A 16,604-nucleotide genomic window follows, 5' to 3' on the forward strand; every position below is an offset into this window, starting at 1 on the left:
GACGCGACCAGCTGACGGACGGGAGGCCCGGTGCACGCTCGCACCGGGCCTCCCGTCCGTCGGTCGGACCGTTCCGTCCGCGCTCAGGCCGCGCCGTGGCTGGCGCGGCTGCGCCGCGACAGCGAGTCGATGATCACGGCGAGCAGCAGGACCGCGCCGGTGATCATGTAGCGGATCGACGAGTCGAGGCTGAGCAGGGTCAGCCCGTTCGAGATCGACTGGATGACGATGATGCCGAGGAGTGCCGACCAGGCGCTCCCCCGGCCGCCGAACAGGCTCGTCCCGCCGATGACGGCGGCGGCGATGGCGTTGAGGTTCGTGTCGCCCGCGCCCGAGGACAGGCTCGCCGAGTTGAGGCGGGCGGCGGCGAGGATGCCGCCGATCGTGGCGAAGAGCGACGTGAGCACGAACACCGAGATGTAGATCCGGTTCACCCGGATGCCGGACCGGCGGGCGGCCTCGACATTGCCGCCGACGGCGAAGACCGAGCGACCCCAGCGGGTGCGCTTCAGCACGAAGTTCATGAGCACCACGAGCACGACGAAGAACACGAACGAGGTGCCGGTGCCGAAGTCGCGGGACAGGTACCAGACCATGACCCCGAGGCCGATGAACAGCGCGACCGACTTCGCGATCGTGAGCGACAGCGCGCTCGTCGACAGACCGGCACGACGGCGTCGGGCGGCGCGACGCACCTCGGTGGCGAACAGGCCGCCGGCGGCCACGGCCGCGAGCACGTAGGCGAGCCACGGCGGCAGGTACGACGCCGAGGCGAACTGCACGATCGGCGAGTCGTACGGCAGGTTGATCGAGCCGTTCGGGCCGAGGATGAGCAGCTGCAACCCGAGGAAGCCGAGCAGCCCCGCGAGCGTGATGACGAAGCTCGGCACGCCGAAGCGCGTGAACAGCAGGCCGTAGAGCAGGCCGGCCGCGGCGCCGACCGCGAGGGCGACGACGATGACGAGCCACAGCGGCCAGCCGAGCGTCGTCAGCCCCTGGCCGAGGATGGCGGCCGCGAGTCCGCTGACGCTGCCGACCGACAGGTCGATCTCGCCGAGCAGCAGCACCAGGACGATGCCGATCGCGATGGTGCCGACGGCGGCGCACTGCAGTGCGAGGTTCACGAGGTTCCCCGGCGACAGGAAGTCGGGCGACAGCGCCTGGAACACCGCCCAGATGACGATGAGGCCGACGACGACCGGCAGCGAGCCGATGTCACCGCCGCGCACCCGGCGGACGAACGCCTTGGCGGCACCCCCGATGCCCTGGTCGCGCAGGAGCCGTTCGTCCTGCAGGTCGGCCGCCGACGCGGTCGGCGTCGCCGCGGTGAGGGTCTCGTCGGTCTTGCTCATGCTGTCGGCTCCTGTTCGGTCCTGGCGGCGGCGCGGCGGGTGACGGCGTTGTCGGTGGCGCCGGTGATCGCCGCGATGATCTCCTCGTAGGAGACGTCGTCGATGCGGAACGTCCCGTTGTTGCGGCCCAGTCGCAGGACGGCGACCCGGTCGGCCACCGCCTGGACGTCGGCGAGGTTGTGGCTGATGAGCACGACGCCGAGACCGCGTTCGCGGAGCCGCTCGACCAGGTTGAGCACCTCGGCGGTCTGCGCGACGCCGAGGGCCGCGGTCGGCTCGTCGAGGATGACGACCTGCGGCTCGCCGATGAGCGAACGGGCGATGGCGACCGTCTGCCGCTGCCCGCCGGACAGCGACGCGATGGGGATCCGCACGGAGGGGATCCGGGCGGCGAGCTGCTGGAGCAGCTCCCACGAGCGCCGCTCCATCTCCTCCTCGTCGAGCAGGGGGTGCGCGATCTCGCGGCCGAGGTACAGGTTCGACACCACGTCGAGGTTGTCGGCGAGTGCGAGGTCCTGGAACACCGTCGCGATGCCGAGCGTCTGCGCCGCCGCCGGGTTGGGGACGGAGACCTCGTCGCCGTCGAACGTGATGGTGCCGCCGTCGGGCGTGTAGACCCCGGCGAGGATCTTCACGAACGTCGACTTGCCGGCGCCGTTGTCCCCGACGATGGCGACGACCTCGCCGGGGAACACGTCGAGGTCGATGTCGCTGAGGGCCTGGACGGCGCCGAACCGCTTGGAGATCCCCCGCAGGGACATGACCGGTTCGACGGGGTGGTGTGCTGCTGCTGGTGACGCGTTGCTCACGGGTGTCGTGCTCACGGGTGTCGTCCTCGATCGGATGGGGCCCGCCCGGTCCGACTGGGGACCGGGCGGGCGGGGTCGGACCTACTTGATGCCGGCGCTGGTGCAGGCGGCGGCGTACTGCGAGGTGCAGATCTTCGACACCTCGTAGAGGCCGTCCTTGACCACCGTCGACTCGACGTTGTCGGTGGTCACGGCCACCGGGTCGAGCAGCGTGGACTGCACGCTCGCGCCACCGGCGGTCTGCACCGTGGTGTCGCCCTTCGGGGTGTCGCCCTTCGCGAACTGGATCGCGAGGTCGGCGGCCTTCGACGCCTCGGGCTTGAACGCCTTGTAGACGGTCATGTACTGCTCACCCGCGAGGATCCGCTGGATGCCGGCGAGCGAGGCGTCCTGTCCGGTGACGGGCGGGAGCTCGCTCACGCCGGCCGACTTGAGGGCCGCGATGACGCCCCCGCCGGTGTCGTCGTTCGCCGCGTAGACGCCGGTGATCTTGTCCGCGCCGAGCTTGCTGATCTGGCCGGCCGCCCAGTCCTGCGCCTTGGCCGGGTCCCACCCGGGGGTGTCGTACTCGGCGAGCACCTTGTAACCACTGTCGTCGATGACCGAGTGCGCGCCCTTCTTGAACTGCGAGGCGTTGTTGTCGGTCGGCGAGCCGTTCACCATGATGATGCCCGAGCCCTCCGGGACCTTCTTCGCCTTGAGGGCGTCGACGAGGGCCTGCCCCTGGAGCTCACCGACCTTCTCGTTGTCGAACGAGATGTAGTAGCTCAGGTCGGGGCTGTCGATGAGCCGGTCGTAGGAGATGACCGGGACCTTCTTGGCCTTGGCCTGCTGCACGATGGACGCTGCCGCCTCGCCGTCGAACGGGTCGAGGACCAGGACCTTGACGCCCTGCGTGAGCATCGACTGGGCCTGCTGCAGCTGCTTCGACGCGTCGCCGTCGGCGTTCGCGTAGACGACGGAGCAGCCGCTGCACTGCTTCTTCACCTCGGCGGTGAAGAGCGGGCGGTCTGCGCTTGCGTAGCGGGCGGTGACGGAGTCGGGCAGGAGCAGCCCGATCTTCGCCTTCGAGGCGTCGCCGCCCCCGCCGCCGGAACCGGTCCCCGCGTCGGCTCCGTTGGAACAGCCGGCCAGGGTGGTGATCGCGAGCAGCAGGGCGCTGACGCCCAGCATCGCTCGTGTGGTGGATTTCTTCATCGAAACGCCCTCCAACAGGTGGACCGCCGTCGTTGGCGGTGCCCTGAGTGTGGCAGCGAGTGTTCTTGGCTGCAAGAGTTGAACACAACGCGTGCGGCTCGTGACGAAAACGTTATCCGGGCACCGCAGCCCGCTGCACCTCGCCGCCGCCCGGCTCGGTGCGTCCGTCCGCCGTGCGGTTCAGCGCACGCGCCTGACGTCGACCGCCTCGATCGCCACGGCCAGCGCTCCGGTGACCGCGGCCTTCTCGCCGAGCTGGCCCTGCACGACGTCCGGGGTGCCCGCGACGTCGACGATGAGCGATGACTCCAGCGCGTGCCGCATCGGGCCGAGCAGCAGCTCCCCGGCGCGGGCGAACTCCCCGGTGACGACGACGCGCTCCGGGTCGATGACGTTGCAGAGCCCGACCGCTGCCGCACCGATCGCCCGACCGGCGTCGGCGACCGCGCGCATGCAGACCTGGTCGCCGGCCATCGCCCGCAGGATGAGGTCGGCGAGCTTCAGCGTCCCCACCTCGTCCCGCACCCCCTCGAGCACGGCCGGCGCCCCCGCCACGGCCTCGAGGCAGCCGCGGTTGCCGCACCGGCAGATGGGGCCGTTCGGCACGACCGGGGTGTGCCCGAACTCCCCCGCGATGCCGTGGTGCCCGCGGAACAGGCGCCCGTCGAGCACGAGGCCGGCGCCGATGCCGTTCCCGACGTCGAGCGTCACGACGGTGTCGCGGCCGCGGGCCGCGCCGCTGCGGTGCTCGGCGAGCGCCGCGAGGTTCGCCGAGTTGTCCACCTGCACGGGCTTGTCGAGCCGCCGGGCGAGCGACCGCCCGAGCTCGATCCCGTCCCAGCCCCGCAGGATCCCGCCGCGCGCGGTCATGCCCGTCCTCGCGTCGATCGGAGCGGCGACCGCGAGGCCCACCGAGAGCACCTCGTCCACCGAGGACTCGATCGACTCCACCATGTCGAGCACGAGCAGCGCGGTCTTGTCGAGCTCGGCGTCCGCCCGGTGGTCGCGGGCGAGCGGCGTGTGCCGCTCGGCCAGCACGGCGCCGTTCAGGTCGGACAGCGCCAGGCGCAGGTGCCGCGGCGACACGTGCACCCCGGCGACCAACCCGAGACCGTGCGGCAGGGTGACGCGCAGGGCGCGACGGCCGCTCGACGTGCTCGGCGTGGCGTGCAGGGCACCGGTCGCGACGAGCTCCTTGACGATGTTCGAGACCGTCGCGGGCGAGAGCCCGGTCACGCCGGCGAGCTCGACCTGCGTCAACCCGCCGTGGCGCTTGACCGCGCTGACCACTCGACCCCGGTTGGCTTCACGCAGTGAAGCTTGGTTCCCCGGACTGCGGCGCGGCTCTGACACGGGGACAGCGTAACGGGCGGCTCCCGACCGCCCGTCCGCCCGGTCGGGAGGCACGGCGGACGTCCGCCACGCACCGCCCGTCCGGCGGGCCGTTGCTCCACTGCGCAGGGCGCGCCGTGCACGCGCCTCGCCGTCACCGTGCCGTCTCGTAGGATCGTCCGCAGTGAGTACTGCAACGCCGGGCGAGCGGGGCCCCGCGCACCGCCAGCGCGACGCGACACGGTGGGACATCCAGGGCCTCCGCGCCGTGGCGGTCGCCGCCGTCGTCGTCTACCACCTGTGGCCGCACGCCCTGCCCGGCGGGTTCGTCGGGGTCGACGTCTTCTTCGTCATCTCCGGCTTCCTCATCACCGGGATCCTGGTGCGCGAGCAGGTCGCGACCGGCACGATCCGGCTCGGACGGTTCTGGTCGCGGCGGGCGAAACGCCTGCTGCCGGCGGCGTTCCTCACCATCCTGGTGACCGGCGGCGTCGTGCTGCTCGCCGTGCCGAGCGCGCTCTGGGGCCAGTACGGCCGCGAGCTCATCGCGTCGACCCTGTACGTGCAGAACTGGGTGCTCGCTGCGGACTCCGTCGACTACCTGGCATCAGCCGCCGCTCCTTCGCCCTTCCAGCACTTCTGGTCGCTGTCGGTCGAGGAGCAGTTCTACATCGCGTTGCCGCTCCTGCTGCTCGGGCTGGGGGCCGCGGTGCGGGGACGGCTCCGACCGCTCGCCGCCGCCCGGCTCCTGCTCGGCGCGGTCGTCGTCCTGTCGCTCGTGTGCAGCGTCGTCCAGACCCACACGAACCCCGGCGTCGCGTACTTCTCCACCGCGACCCGGGCGTGGGAGTTCGCCCTCGGCGGCCTCGTCGCGACCGTCCACCTGCCCGAGGTGCGCACCCTCGTCGCCCGACGCGTCCGCCTCATCGGCGCCGGCACCGGCGCCGCAGCCGTCGCGCTCTCGCTCGTCGTCGTCACGCCGGACACCGCGTTCCCCGGGATCGCGGCGCTGCTGCCGGTGGCCGGAGCGGCCCTCGTGGTCCTGTTCGGCGCCGGCACGGTCGTCGAGTCCGCCGGTGCGCTCGGCCCCGTCGCCTTCACCGGCCGGATCTCGTACGCGCTGTACCTGTGGCACTGGCCGCTCGTGGTCGTCCTGCCGATCCTGCTCGGCCGCCCGCTGGACGGGCTGACGAAGACGGCCGTGCTCCTCGTCGCGGTGGGCCTGGCGACCGCGACGACGCTCTGGTTCGAGGAACCCGTGCGCACCGCCGCCTGGCTCCGCGACCTGCAACCCCTGCGGGTCGTCGCGCTCGGTGTCATCTGCACCTTCACCGTCGTCACGCTCGGGGCCTCGACGCTGACCGCCGTGCGCATCCAGCAGGTCCACGCCGCCACCGTCACCGAGCAGGTCACGACCGACAACGAGGACGACGCCGAGTCCTGCTTCGGCGCCGCGGCCGCGATCGGCTCGGCCGACCCCTGCGTCGACCCGACGTTGGCCGACGTGCGGGTCCCCGACCCCGCGTCGGCAGCGGACGACGACGCGAACCGCAGCGAGTGCTGGCACGGGACGTTCCGGACCTGCGTGCTCGGCAAGGAGACCGGCTGGTCGAAGCACCTGCTCGTCATCGGCGACTCGCACAGCAACGCCCTGCTCGGCGCGTACGAGAGGATCGCCGACGACAACGGCTGGCGCATCGACCTGGCCGGCACGGGCGGCTGCTACCTGACGACCGCCCAGCAGGACGCCCCCACGCCGGCGACGATGCGCGGCTGCAACAAGTGGAAGCACCAGGCCATCGCCTTCGTCGAGGAGCACCGCGACGCCGACGCCCTCGTCGTCACGCACTCCACCACCCAGCGGCCGGTGAGCCTGCCCGCCGGACGCGCACGCGACGCCGCCACCCGGAACGGCCTGGTCGACGCGTGGCGCCAGGCGGCCGGCACGGAGCTCCCGGTCATCGCCATCCGCGACAACCCGGTCCCCCGGCCCGACGTCGTCACGTGCGTGAGCCGGATGTCCGGCGACACCGACACCTCGTGCGACCGTCCGCGGGCCGAGGCGCTCGGCCAGACCGACTCGACGGCCGAGGCCGTGCAGGCGTTCCGCGCGGTCGGGGGTCGCGCGGCGATGGTCGACCTGTCCGACCGGTACTGCTCGGACACCTCGTGCCCGGCGGTCGTCGGCGGCGTGCTCGTCTACCGGGACTCGACCCACATCACCGCGACGTGGGCGTCGTCCTTGGAGCCGTACCTGGCGCAGGCACTGCAGCGGCGGTTGGCCGCCTTCGAGCGCTGACCGGCGCTGCGGTGCGCTACGGTGCCGACGTGGACCAGCAGCAGCGCAGCCCCGATTCCGTCGTCGTCGCCTACCTGGTCGGCGTCCCGCTCGCCGTGGCCGGGTTCGCCCTGGTGTTCTCCTCCGACCTGGACGGTCTCGGGGCGGTCGGGGCCGTGGCTGCCGTGTGCGGCGTGCTCCTGGTGTGCACCGGGATGATCGTCAGCGCGATCAGTCGGCGCTGAGGTCTGCCGTCCAGACGTTGGTGGCGACCTCGTGCATCGCGTCCGCACCGGACGCGGTGTAGCCGTCGGAGACGAGTGCGGTCTGGTGGCCGGAGTCGTCGAGCATGCTCGTGACCACGGAGGCCTCGGCGACCTCCTCGCCCGACGAGACCGACCAGTTCTCGGCGCTGTCCGCACCGCGGTTCCGGGAGATCAGGGCTACTCCGCCGCCGTCCGTGGCGGCGATCCAGTACTTCGTGCCGTGCACCGTGGCGACGAGGCGCTGACTGTTGGGGACCATGTGCTCAGGACCCGGGTCGTCGTCGGGCAGGGCGTCGCTGGCGGCGAACGGACGCGACAGCACGGCGAAGTGCTCGGCCGCGACGGACGCGGGGTCGGCGGTCACCTCGACGCTGGTGGCCTTGCGGTGTGCCGCCGGCGACGCGTCGGGCGACGAGCCGCCGGCCGTGCAGCCGGCCAGGACGGTCGTGGCAGCCAGCGCGAGCCCGACCGCGAACGTGGCGGTGGCGGTGCGGGTGGGTCGGGTCGTTCGGTTCATGGTTCCCCCTCTTGCGCTGAAGCTAGCAGTCCACGGGCGGCCGAGGGAAGCACGGCGCATCCCCGGTTTCGGGGGGGGTGGGGCGGCCACGCGGCGCCGATGGCGTTCGCACAACCCAAGTGCGTACGCGCCGCGCAGTCGTCCGGTTCGGTTGCACTTCGGTTGTGCGTAGCCTCCCGGTCCGCCGCAGCAGCCGCCGCGCTAGCGGTCGCGCCCCGGCACCAGGTCGTACGTCACCCACGGGGTCGCCGCCGCGACCCGGTCGTACACGCGCCGCGCCGTCGCGTTGTCCGCCGAGGTGATCCACCGGACGACGCTGGCTCCCTCGCGCGCGGCGAGGGCCCCCGCCTCGTGCAGGAGCGCCGTCGCGACACCGCGGCCACGAGCCGCCGGGTCGGTGAACAGGTCGTCGAGGTACAGGCCGGTGGTCGCCGAGGACGGCCGGGCGAACCGACGGACGTTCGCGAGACCGAGCAGGTCCGAGGAACCGGCGGTGTCGTCCACGGCGACCAGTCCGGTGATGCCGTGCTCCCCCGTCGACACCCAGCGCCAGGTCGTGTCGACCGCCTCGGGGTCGTCGGGCAGGGCGTAGAACGCGCGGTAGCCGGCGTAGAGCGCGGACCAGCGCTCACGGTCGGCGGCGAGGACGGGGCGGACGGAGACGCTCATCCGACCACCCTACGAGGGGCCGGGAACGGGAACGGCCCCGGCGGAGTCCGCCGGGGCCGTTCGTGATGGGATGTGCGCTCGAAGGGACTCGAACCCCCAACCTTCTGATCCGTAGTCAGATGCTCTATCCATTGAGCTACGAGCGCGTGGCCTTGCGGCCGTGGAAGACTCTACAACAGCTCCGGCCAGGGCGCCAATCGAGGCCGCCTGACCGCCTCCCTCGGCGTGTCGCAGGGCTCCGGGCTCAGAGCGCCGCGGCCTCCTCGTCGAAGACCTCGGCCAGGAACACGCGCAGCGCCTGCCACGAGCGACGGTCCGCCCGCTCCTGGTACTGCGCGCCGTGGTCGGGCGCATCGGTCCCCGGCACCGCGAACGCGTGCATCGCGCCGGAGTACGTCACGACCTGCCAGTCGACCTCGGGTGCGGTGCGCATCTCGTCCTGCCAGGCGTGCACGGCCTCGTCCGGCACGATCGGGTCCGCTCCGCCGGTCAGCACGAGCAGCTTCGCGCGGACGGCCGACACGTCGGCGGGGTCGTGGGCGATGAGGCCGCCGTGGAAGGAGACCGCACCGACCAGGTCGGCCCCGGTCCGGGCGAGCTCGAGCGCCGTGGAACCGCCGAAGCAGTAGCCCATCACGACGATGCGCGACGGGTCGACCTCGGGGTCCTGACGCAGCCGTTCGAGGCCGGCGGTCGCACGGGCGCGGAGCAGCGGCAGGTCCTGGTAGAACGATCCGGCGACCTGGCCGGCGGTGTCGTCGCCCGGTCGCACGCCGGCGCCGTAGATGTCCGCGCCGAAGGCGACGTAGCCGAGACGCGCGAGCATGGTGACCCGCGCCTCGACGTGCTCGTTGACGCCGTGCCAGTCGTGCACGACGAGGACGGCCGGGCGGGGCCCGGCGACGGCAGCGTCCTTGGCGAGGACACCGAGCAGGTCGGTGCCCTCGTGGTCGTAGTGGACGGGCTCGACACGGATGTCGGCACCGGCGGGTTCGGGAACGGTCTGCAGGACGTCGTCGATGGTGGTCACGCCACCGACGCTACGCCGACCCCGCCCGACACCGCCCGGCGCCGCCCGGTGTCCTCAGCCGTCGATGTTGTCCCAGGCCTCCGGCCCCTCCGACCCTGCCGCGTAGTCGTCGAGCGGGGTCTCCCCCGAGCGCCACGCCTGCAGGTACGGCTCGACGACCTTCCATCCCTGCACGGCGCTGTCGCCGCGGACGGACAGCGTCGCGTCGCCCTCGAGCACCCCGGCGAGCACCTCGCCGTAGGCGCTCAACCGGCCCGGGTTGAAGGTCGTGTCGAGCGAGGTGTGGTCGATCGTGTACGGGTCGCCGGGGCCGTTCACGTTGAGCTCGAGCTGCATCTCGTCCGGCGCGATCCAGATCCGCAGGCGGTCCGGGTGCGCGACCCCGGTGAGGCCGACCGGCACGTGCGGGGACTCCTTGAAGGTGATGAGGATCTCGCGCCGCTGCTTCGCGAGCGCCTTGCCGGAGCGGAGCGTGAACGGCACGCCCGCCCACCGCCAGTTCGCGATCTCGAGCGTCAGCTGGGCGAGGGTCTCGGTGCCGAGCGACGGGTCGACGCCGTCCTCGTCGACGTACGACGGCAGCTCGCGGTCGCCGACCGTGCCCGCCGTGTACCGGGCGCGCTTGCCGGACGCGACGACGTCGCCGCCCCACGGCCGGACGGCGCGGAGGACGAGCTCCTTCTGCGTGCGCAGGTCGTCGGCGTCGATCGAGGCCGGTGCCTCCATCGCGACGACGGCCATCACCTGCAGCAGGTGGCTCTGGATCATGTCCGTGAGGGCGCCGGCCTTGTCGTAGTAGCGGGCGCGCCCCTCGAGACCGAGGGTCTCGTCGTAGACGATGTCGACGCGCTCGACGTGCTGCGACGACAGCAGCGGTTCGATGATGCGGTTCGCGAACCGCAGGCCGATGAGGTTGAGCACCGTGGACCGGCCGAGGAAGTGGTCGACGCGGTGGATCCGCTCCTCGGGCACGAACGAGTGCAGCAGGTCGTTGAGGTGCTCGGCACTCGCCGCGTCGGTGCCGAACGGCTTCTCGAGCGCCAGCCGGGTGTGCGGGGGCAGGTCTAGGTGCGCGAGCTGCGCGCAGCTCTTCTCGGTGACCGCAGGGGGCAGCGCGAAGTAGATCGCCGGGTCGTGGTCGCACGCGTCGAGGAGCGCCCGGAGGTCGTCCTGGTCGGTCACGTCCGCCTTGCGGTAGGTCGAGGCGTCCACGACCGCCTGCAGCCGCTCCGACAGCGGCGCCTCGGCGTGCGCGCCCTCGTCCTCCTCGTTCTTCGAGCCCTGCGCGTCGGCGAAGGCGTCGTGCACGAGCTGCTTCCAGTCGTCGTGCGACAGGTCCTCCACGCCGGCGCCGACGAGCTGGACCTCCCAGTCCTCCTTGACGTCCAGCAGGGTGGCGAGGCCCGGCAGGAGCAGGCGCTTGGACAGGTCGCCGCTCGCTCCGAGGATGAGCAGGCTGGTCTGGAGGCTCGACATGCCTCCGACCGTACCCACCGCGCCCGGTGGATGGCCGGGCCGCTACGGTGGTGGGCAGTCCGGCGCGAGGGAGCACCATGAGCAGTGGGTACGGGGAGCGACGCCTGCGCGTCGCCGTGGTCGGCACCGGCATGATCGCGGGGGTCCACGCCCGCGCGGCCCGGGCCGCCGGCGCCGAGGTGCTCGGCGTGCTCGGCCGGAATGCCGCCAGGTCCGCGCAGGTCGCGGCGCAGCTCGACCTGCCGCGCGGGTACGCCTCGCTCGACGAGGTCATCGCCGACGCGCCCGACGTCGTGCACGTGTGCACCCCGAACGACCAGCACCACCCGCAGGCACTCGCCGTGATCGCCGCCGGCATCCACGTGGTGTGCGAGAAGCCCCTGGCGACCGACCCGCCTCGGGCCGCCGAGCTGGTCGCGGCGGCGGCCGACGCCGGCGTGGTCGCGACGGTGCCGTTCGTGTACCGCTACCACCCGATGGTCCGCGAGGTCCGGGCGCGCATCGCCGACGGGGAGCTCGGTCGGTTCCTCGCCGTGCACGGGCACTACCTGCAGGACTGGATGCTCGACGAGGACGCCTCGAGCTGGCGGGTCGACCCGACCGCGAGCGGGTCCTCGCGTGCGTTCGCGGACATCGGTTCGCACTGGTGCGACCTCGTGGAGTTCGTCACCGGCGAGCGGTTCACCTCGGTGTCGGCCGTGACCGACGTCGTGTACCCGACCCGACCGGCCGCCTCGGGACCCTCGTTCTCCGGATCGCCCGACCCGGACCCGGTGGCGGACGCGACGGAGCGGGCCGAGGTCACCACCGAGGACACCGCGGTCGCGACGTTCCGGACCGCCGCCGGACGCATCGGCAACGTGGTCGTGTCGCAGGTGGCCGCCGGGCGGAAGAACCGGCTGTGGTTCGAGGTCGACGGCACCCGTGGTTCGGCGGCGTTCGACCAGGAGCAGCCGGAGTCGGCGTGGTTCGGCAACGAGCGCGGTGCGCAGATCGTGGTGCGCGACCCGACGCAGGGGTACCCGGACCAGCGGCGGGTCGCCGTCGTGCCGGCCGGGCACCCGCAGGGGTACCTCGACGCCTTCGCGGCCTTCGTCGCGGACACGTACGCCGCGGTCCGCGGGGAGTCCCCCGACGGCCTGCCGACCTTCGCGGACGGAGCACGTGCCGCGGACGTCGTCGCCGCCGTGGTCGGGTCCGCCGCCGACGACACGTGGCGCGAGGTCCCCACCCGGTAGAACGACGAGTGTTGCCAATGTGAACGTCATGTGACGAAGCGCCTCCAGCCCTGGCGCGTCGCCTGTACGTCCTCCTAGGTTCTCGTGTCGATGAACCTCCACTCCTCCCCGCGCCGCCGACGGCGCACCGCCAGCGGCGCGGCCTTCGCGACCGCCGGCGTGCTCGTCGCGCTGTCCATCCCGTCCGCCGCCCTCGCCGCCGAGGGTGACACGACGATCGACATCATCGACGTCAACGACTTCCACGGTCGCATCGAGTCCGAGGGCACCGCCGCCGACAAGGCAGCAGGCGCCGCGAAGCTCGCCGCCGTCGTGCAGTCGTGGCGCGAGACCAACCCGAACACCATCTTCGCGAGCGTCGGCGACAACGTCGGCGCCTCGACGTTCACGTCCCTCATCCAGCGGGACGAGCCGACCATCGACGCGCTCAACGCGATGGACCTCGACGTCAGCGCGATCGGCAACCACGAGCTCGACAAGGGCCAGGACGACCTGACCGGCCGCATCGAGGACCGCGCCGAGTGGCCGTACATCTCGGCGAACATCGTGCGCGAGGGCACCACGACGCCCGCCTTCCAGCCCTTCCAGGTGGTCGAGAAGGGCGGCGTCAAGGTCGGCTTCATCGGCGCGACGACCGAGGACCTCATCCCCGGGCTCGTCAGCCCGGGCGGGGTCGAGGGGCTCGCGATGGCCCCCGTCGTCAGCCAGGTGAACCGGTACGCCGAGCAGCTGACGGACGGTGTGGACGGGAACGGCGAGGCCGACGTCCTCGTGCTCCTCGTGCACGAGGGCGCCGCGACCGGCTCCCGCGCCGACGCCACCGCCGGTGTCTTCGGCAGGATCACCTCGGGCGTCTCCGAGCGGGTCTCGGCGATCGTCTCGGCCCACACGCACGCCACGTACTCGCACTCCGTCCCCGGCCCCACCGGCGTCGACCGACCCGTCATCCAGACCGGCTCGTACGGCGTGAACTACGGCCACCTGCGGCTCACGGTCGGAACGGACAAGCAGCTGACCGGCATCACCGCGGACGTGCAGTCCGTGAACGGCGACACCCGTGTCCCGGCGGACCGGACCTCGGTCGACGAGGTGACCGGCATCGTCACCGCCGCCGAGGCCGTCGCCGACGTCGAGGGCGCGAAGCCGCTCGGCACGATCACGAGCGACATCCGCCGCGCCGTGCAGTCGGACCGCACCACCGAGAACCGTGGCGGCGAGTCGACGCTCGGCAACAACATCGCCGAGGTCCAGCGCGCCGCGACCGCCCGGAACGGGTCGCAGGTCGCCTTCATGAACCCGGGTGGTCTCCGCACCGACCTGCTCTACGCCTCGACCGGGCCCTCCGACCCGGACGGCACCGTCACCTACAAGGAAGCCGCGCTCGTCCAGCCGTTCGCGAACACCCTCGTGACCGAGGACATGACCGGACAGCAGATCAAGGACGCACTCGAGCAGCAGTGGCAGCCGGACGGCCTGCCGCGACCGTTCCTGAAGCTCGGGATCTCGCAGGGCTTCGCCTACACCTACGACCCCGCCCGCGGGCGCGGCGAGCGCATCACGGGCATGTCCCTCGACGGCGAGCCGATCGCCCTCGACGACACCCTCAAGGTGACGGTGAACTCGTTCCTGTCGACCGGTGGCGACAACTTCGGGGCCTTCGCGAAGGGCGCGAACATCGCCGACTCCGGTCAGGTCGACCTGCAGGCGCAGGTGGACTACTTCGAGCAGCAGGACGTCGTCGCTCCCCCCACCGACCAGAACGCCGTCGGAGCCACGATCTCCCCGGCCCCGGCCGGTGGGTTCCAGCCCGGTGACGACGTCGAGATCGAGCTGTCGTCCCTCGTGTTCAGCAGCGACGACCCCGCCGCCGCCGGCTCGGTCACGGTCGCAGCGGGCGACGGTCCGGTGCTCGCCTCGGCCGCGATCGACCCGACGATCACCGACAACTCCGACGAGCAGGGACACGCGACCCTCACGTTCGAGGTGCCGGCCGTCGAGACCCCGGCGGCGACGGTCCCCGCGGACACGACCTCGGCGCGGGCCGTCGAGACGGTCGACGCTCCGCTCGTGGTGACCCTGCCGCAGGGCCAGCAGGTGACGCTCGCAGCGACGATCCCCGTCGCCGCACCGGTCGAGCCGACCGACCCGACCGACCCGACGGACCCCGGCACCCCGGGCGACGGCGAGACCCCCGGCGACGGCGTCCCCGGTGACGGCGAGACCCCGGACGACGGCGGTCAGGCGCTGCCCGGCGGCGGGGACGGGGCCGGCACCGGTACCGACGACGGGGCCGGCTCCGGTACCGACGGCGAGCCGTCGGCCTCCGACACCGCCGGCGGCGACTTCGCCTGGACGGGTGCGGACCTCACCGCCCCGGCCGTGGCTGCCGGGCTGCTCCTGCTCGCCGGCGTCACCGCGCTGGTGGCCGTCCGCCGGAAGCGCGCACGGCGCGACGCGAAGGTCCTGACGGACTGACACCGCGCCTCCTGGCCGAACGGGCCGTCCCACCACGGTGGGGCGGCCCGTCCCGCGTACCGGCCACTGTCCGGTCGTCGCCATCCGCTGTGGATCCGCCGATCGGCGGGGTACTCTCAGGGCTGTCGCATCGCGACGCGTCGCGCCGGGTCGCCTCTCATGTCGGCGGTGGTTCCGTTCGACGAGACCCCGCGGCGCGGGTGTCCTCCGTCTCCAGGGAAACGACGGAGGACACCCACTCTCGGCACCGGGTCGCCGGTCGGGCGAACTGTTGTTTGATGGTCCCCATGAACCTGCTGTCCGTCGAGGGCCTGGCGTCGGTCACGAACGTGCTCGACCTGGCCGGCGTCTTCGCGTCCGCGCTGCTCGGCGGGTCGATCGCGCGGGCGATGGACTTCGACCTGTTCGGGTTCCTCGTCGTCGGGTTCGTCTCCGGACTCGGCGGCGGCATGCTGCGCGACACCCTGCTGCAGAACGGGCCGCCCGTCGCGCTCGTCGACCCGCTGTACGTGCCGGTCGCCGTCGCCGGGGCCCTCATCGCGTTCCTCGTGTCGTTCTCCGAGCTCACCTGGGACCGCCTGTTCACCGTGCTCGACGCCGCCGTCATCGGGTTCTGGGCCGTCGTCGGCGTGCAGCGCACGTACGACGCCGGACTCGACTGGCCCGCCGCGATCATCATGGGGACCATCACCGCGGTCGGCGGCGGCGCGATGCGCGACCTGCTCCTGCGCCGCGTGCCCGCGGTGTTCGGCGGCAACGCCCTCTACGCCACGGTGGCCGTCGCCGCCTCGGCCGTGATGGTGATCGCGTCGGCGCTCGGCTCGCCCACCATCGGCATCGTCGCCGCGATCGCGCTCTCGCTGGGGCTACGCTGGAGCGCGGTGCGCCGCGGGTGGGGTCTGCCGAACGGCCGTGAGTGGCAGCCCAAGTCGACGCTCGGGTCACTGCTGCGCCGCGGTCGGAGCCTGCGTCCGGACGCCCTGCGGCTGCTCCGCCGCCCGGGTCGCCGCAGCGGCGCGGGCAGCGTCCGCAGCGGACACGACCACGCCGCCGACGACTGAGGGCTGCGCCACGCAGGGCATCGGGCGTACCATCGATGCCGCCGGGTATCGTCCCGGCTCAGCGTCCGCCTGCACCGACGTGACCCGAATGCGCCGGTTCCAGCAGACGTGAGAGGGCTTCGCTGGTGCCGCGCGAGATCAGCGCGCGCGGCGCGGCAGGTCCCACCCACCGCTCCCCCGGACCACCAACCGGTCGAACCAGGATCACATGACCGACGTCGCCGCCGACCAGCCCACTCCACGCACCCCGCGCGCCGAGGTGCGTGCCCGACTGCTCACCGCGGCGGCCCAGGTCTTCGCCGAACAGGGCGTCCACGGCGCCCGCCTCGACGACGTCGCCGCCCGCGCCGGGTTCAGCAAGGGCGCCGTGTACTCGAACTTCTCCTCGAAGGAGGACCTGCTCGCCGAGGTCATGCAGCGCCAGACCAACCTGGTGCTCGGCGCGCTGCAGGAACTCGTGCACGACGACGTCTCGGCGCGGGACCTCGGCGACGTCGTCCGGCAGGCCTTCCGTCGGCACGACCAGAGCGCGCAGTTCGCCCTGCTCTCCGCGTTCCGCGGCTACGCGATCCGGCACCCCGACTTCATGCCCGAGTTCGTCCGGCAACGGCGGTCGCTGCACGAGGGGGTCGTCGAACTCGTCGAGATGTGGTTCGGCGCCCACCCCGAGGTCGACACCGGCATGTCCGCCGACGACTTCGCCACCGTGCTGGTCGCCGCCAACGTCGGCATCGTGTTCGACACCCCGGCGTCGCCGGACGTCGAGCCCGGCGAGGTCATCGCCCGGCTCGTCGAGGCGGTCATGCGCCGCCGCTAGCGGCGGGGTGGGCTGGCCGACGGCTCGCTCGCCGACCATCTGACCGCGAGCGCTGCGCCCGACGACGGAGCCGCGTCGGTCGGCAGC

At 72.5% G+C, this 16,604-nt stretch carries 14 protein-coding genes and 1 tRNA gene; 6 read left to right on the forward strand and 9 right to left on the reverse strand.

From position 1 onward, the window contains the following. Positions 1-83: 83 nt before the first annotated feature. The 4 genes from DEI99_RS13090 to DEI99_RS13105 all read right to left on the reverse strand — a co-directional run bounded on the left by DEI99_RS13090 (position 84) and on the right by DEI99_RS13105 (position 4,711). Positions 84-1,352, reverse strand: coding sequence for a sugar ABC transporter permease (locus DEI99_RS13090; RefSeq protein ID WP_111042906.1), 1,269 nt, complete (start codon positions 1,350-1,352; stop codon positions 84-86). Continuing rightward, positions 1,349-2,113: an ATP-binding cassette domain-containing protein gene (locus tag DEI99_RS13095; RefSeq protein ID WP_071260693.1), complete on the reverse strand. Its 765-nt coding sequence runs from the start codon at positions 2,111-2,113 to the stop codon at positions 1,349-1,351. The genes DEI99_RS13090 and DEI99_RS13095 overlap by 4 nt, the downstream gene beginning before the upstream one ends. 129 nt (positions 2,114-2,242) lie before the next feature. After that, positions 2,243-3,358 carry a sugar ABC transporter substrate-binding protein gene (locus DEI99_RS13100; protein ID WP_111042905.1) on the reverse strand — a complete coding sequence of 372 codons (1,116 nt, stop codon included), beginning with the start codon at positions 3,356-3,358 and terminating at the stop codon, positions 2,243-2,245. A 180-nt stretch (positions 3,359-3,538) separates the two neighbouring features. After that, a complete protein-coding gene (locus DEI99_RS13105; RefSeq protein ID WP_111042904.1) occupies positions 3,539-4,711 on the reverse strand; it encodes an ROK family transcriptional regulator in 1,173 nt (390 codons plus the stop codon). Positions 4,712-4,874: 163 nt separating this feature from the next. On the opposite strand from DEI99_RS13105, the gene DEI99_RS13110 reads away from it, so the two are divergent. Next, positions 4,875-6,989: an acyltransferase family protein gene (locus DEI99_RS13110; RefSeq protein WP_111042903.1), complete on the forward strand. Its 2,115-nt coding sequence runs from the start codon at positions 4,875-4,877 to the stop codon at positions 6,987-6,989. A 29-nt stretch (positions 6,990-7,018) separates the two neighbouring features. After that, complete coding sequence (locus tag DEI99_RS13115) at positions 7,019-7,213, forward strand: hypothetical protein (protein ID WP_146247195.1); 195 nt, start codon at positions 7,019-7,021, stop codon at positions 7,211-7,213. On the opposite strand, the gene DEI99_RS13120 is transcribed toward DEI99_RS13115, so the two are convergent. The 5 genes from DEI99_RS13120 to DEI99_RS13140 form a co-directional block, all read right to left on the reverse strand. Further along, positions 7,200-7,751, reverse strand: a complete 552-nt coding sequence (locus DEI99_RS13120; protein WP_111042901.1) for a hypothetical protein — start codon at positions 7,749-7,751, stop codon at positions 7,200-7,202. The genes DEI99_RS13115 and DEI99_RS13120 overlap by 14 nt on opposite strands. A gap of 201 nt (positions 7,752-7,952) precedes the next feature. Then, a complete protein-coding gene (locus DEI99_RS13125) occupies positions 7,953-8,420 on the reverse strand; it encodes a GNAT family N-acetyltransferase (protein ID WP_111042900.1) in 468 nt (155 codons plus the stop codon). A 73-nt stretch (positions 8,421-8,493) separates the two neighbouring features. Beyond that, positions 8,494-8,566 (reverse strand) — tRNA-Arg (locus DEI99_RS13130). A gap of 98 nt (positions 8,567-8,664) precedes the next feature. Continuing rightward, on the reverse strand, positions 8,665-9,450 hold the full coding sequence (locus tag DEI99_RS13135; protein ID WP_111042899.1) for a dienelactone hydrolase family protein: 786 nt from the start codon (positions 9,448-9,450) through the stop codon (positions 8,665-8,667). A gap of 54 nt (positions 9,451-9,504) precedes the next feature. Then, entirely contained in the window at positions 9,505-10,926 is a 1,422-nt protein-coding gene (locus DEI99_RS13140; RefSeq protein ID WP_111042898.1) for a glucose-6-phosphate dehydrogenase, read from the reverse strand. A 77-nt stretch (positions 10,927-11,003) separates the two neighbouring features. On the opposite strand from DEI99_RS13140, the gene DEI99_RS13145 reads away from it, so the two are divergent. The 4 genes from DEI99_RS13145 (at position 11,004) to DEI99_RS13160 (ending at position 16,517) form a co-directional block, all read left to right on the forward strand. Further along, positions 11,004-12,164 carry a Gfo/Idh/MocA family protein gene (locus tag DEI99_RS13145; RefSeq protein WP_111042897.1) on the forward strand — a complete coding sequence of 387 codons (1,161 nt, stop codon included), beginning with the start codon at positions 11,004-11,006 and terminating at the stop codon, positions 12,162-12,164. Between the two features lie 90 nt (positions 12,165-12,254). Continuing rightward, positions 12,255-14,639 (forward strand): bifunctional metallophosphatase/5'-nucleotidase, encoded by a 2,385-nt coding sequence (locus DEI99_RS13150; protein ID WP_284180825.1) that lies wholly within the window; start codon positions 12,255-12,257, stop codon positions 14,637-14,639. A gap of 287 nt (positions 14,640-14,926) precedes the next feature. Continuing rightward, complete coding sequence (locus DEI99_RS13155; RefSeq protein WP_111042895.1) at positions 14,927-15,700, forward strand: trimeric intracellular cation channel family protein; 774 nt, start codon at positions 14,927-14,929, stop codon at positions 15,698-15,700. A gap of 208 nt (positions 15,701-15,908) precedes the next feature. Next, the gene (locus tag DEI99_RS13160) at positions 15,909-16,517 is read left to right on the forward strand and encodes a TetR/AcrR family transcriptional regulator (protein WP_111041939.1); all 609 of its coding nucleotides are present in this window, start codon (positions 15,909-15,911) and stop codon (positions 16,515-16,517) included. The last annotated feature ends 87 nt before the right edge of the window (positions 16,518-16,604 follow it).

Source organism: Curtobacterium sp. MCLR17_036 (assembly GCF_003234445.2).
In the GTDB taxonomy this organism is placed as follows: Bacteria; Actinomycetota; Actinomycetes; order Actinomycetales; family Microbacteriaceae; genus Curtobacterium.

Excerpts from the sequence above, each read along its gene's own strand:
- DEI99_RS13090 (WP_111042906.1), bottom strand. The coding sequence starts at position 1,352 with ATGAGCAAGACCGACGAGACCCTCACCGCGGCGACGCCGACCGCGTCG.
- DEI99_RS13095 (WP_071260693.1), bottom strand. The coding sequence starts at position 2,113 with ATGTCCCTGCGGGGGATCTCCAAGCGGTTCGGCGCCGTCCAGGCCCTC.
- DEI99_RS13100 (WP_111042905.1), bottom strand. The coding sequence starts at position 3,358 with ATGAAGAAATCCACCACACGAGCGATGCTGGGCGTCAGCGCCCTGCTG.
- DEI99_RS13120 (WP_111042901.1), bottom strand. The coding sequence starts at position 7,751 with ATGAACCGAACGACCCGACCCACCCGCACCGCCACCGCCACGTTCGCG.
- DEI99_RS13125 (WP_111042900.1), bottom strand. The coding sequence starts at position 8,420 with ATGAGCGTCTCCGTCCGCCCCGTCCTCGCCGCCGACCGTGAGCGCTGG.
- DEI99_RS13140 (WP_111042898.1), bottom strand. The coding sequence starts at position 10,926 with ATGTCGAGCCTCCAGACCAGCCTGCTCATCCTCGGAGCGAGCGGCGAC.
- DEI99_RS13145 (WP_111042897.1), top strand. The coding sequence starts at position 11,004 with ATGAGCAGTGGGTACGGGGAGCGACGCCTGCGCGTCGCCGTGGTCGGC.
- DEI99_RS13150 (WP_284180825.1), top strand. The coding sequence starts at position 12,255 with ATGAACCTCCACTCCTCCCCGCGCCGCCGACGGCGCACCGCCAGCGGC.
- DEI99_RS13155 (WP_111042895.1), top strand. The coding sequence starts at position 14,927 with ATGAACCTGCTGTCCGTCGAGGGCCTGGCGTCGGTCACGAACGTGCTC.
- DEI99_RS13160 (WP_111041939.1), top strand. The coding sequence starts at position 15,909 with ATGACCGACGTCGCCGCCGACCAGCCCACTCCACGCACCCCGCGCGCC.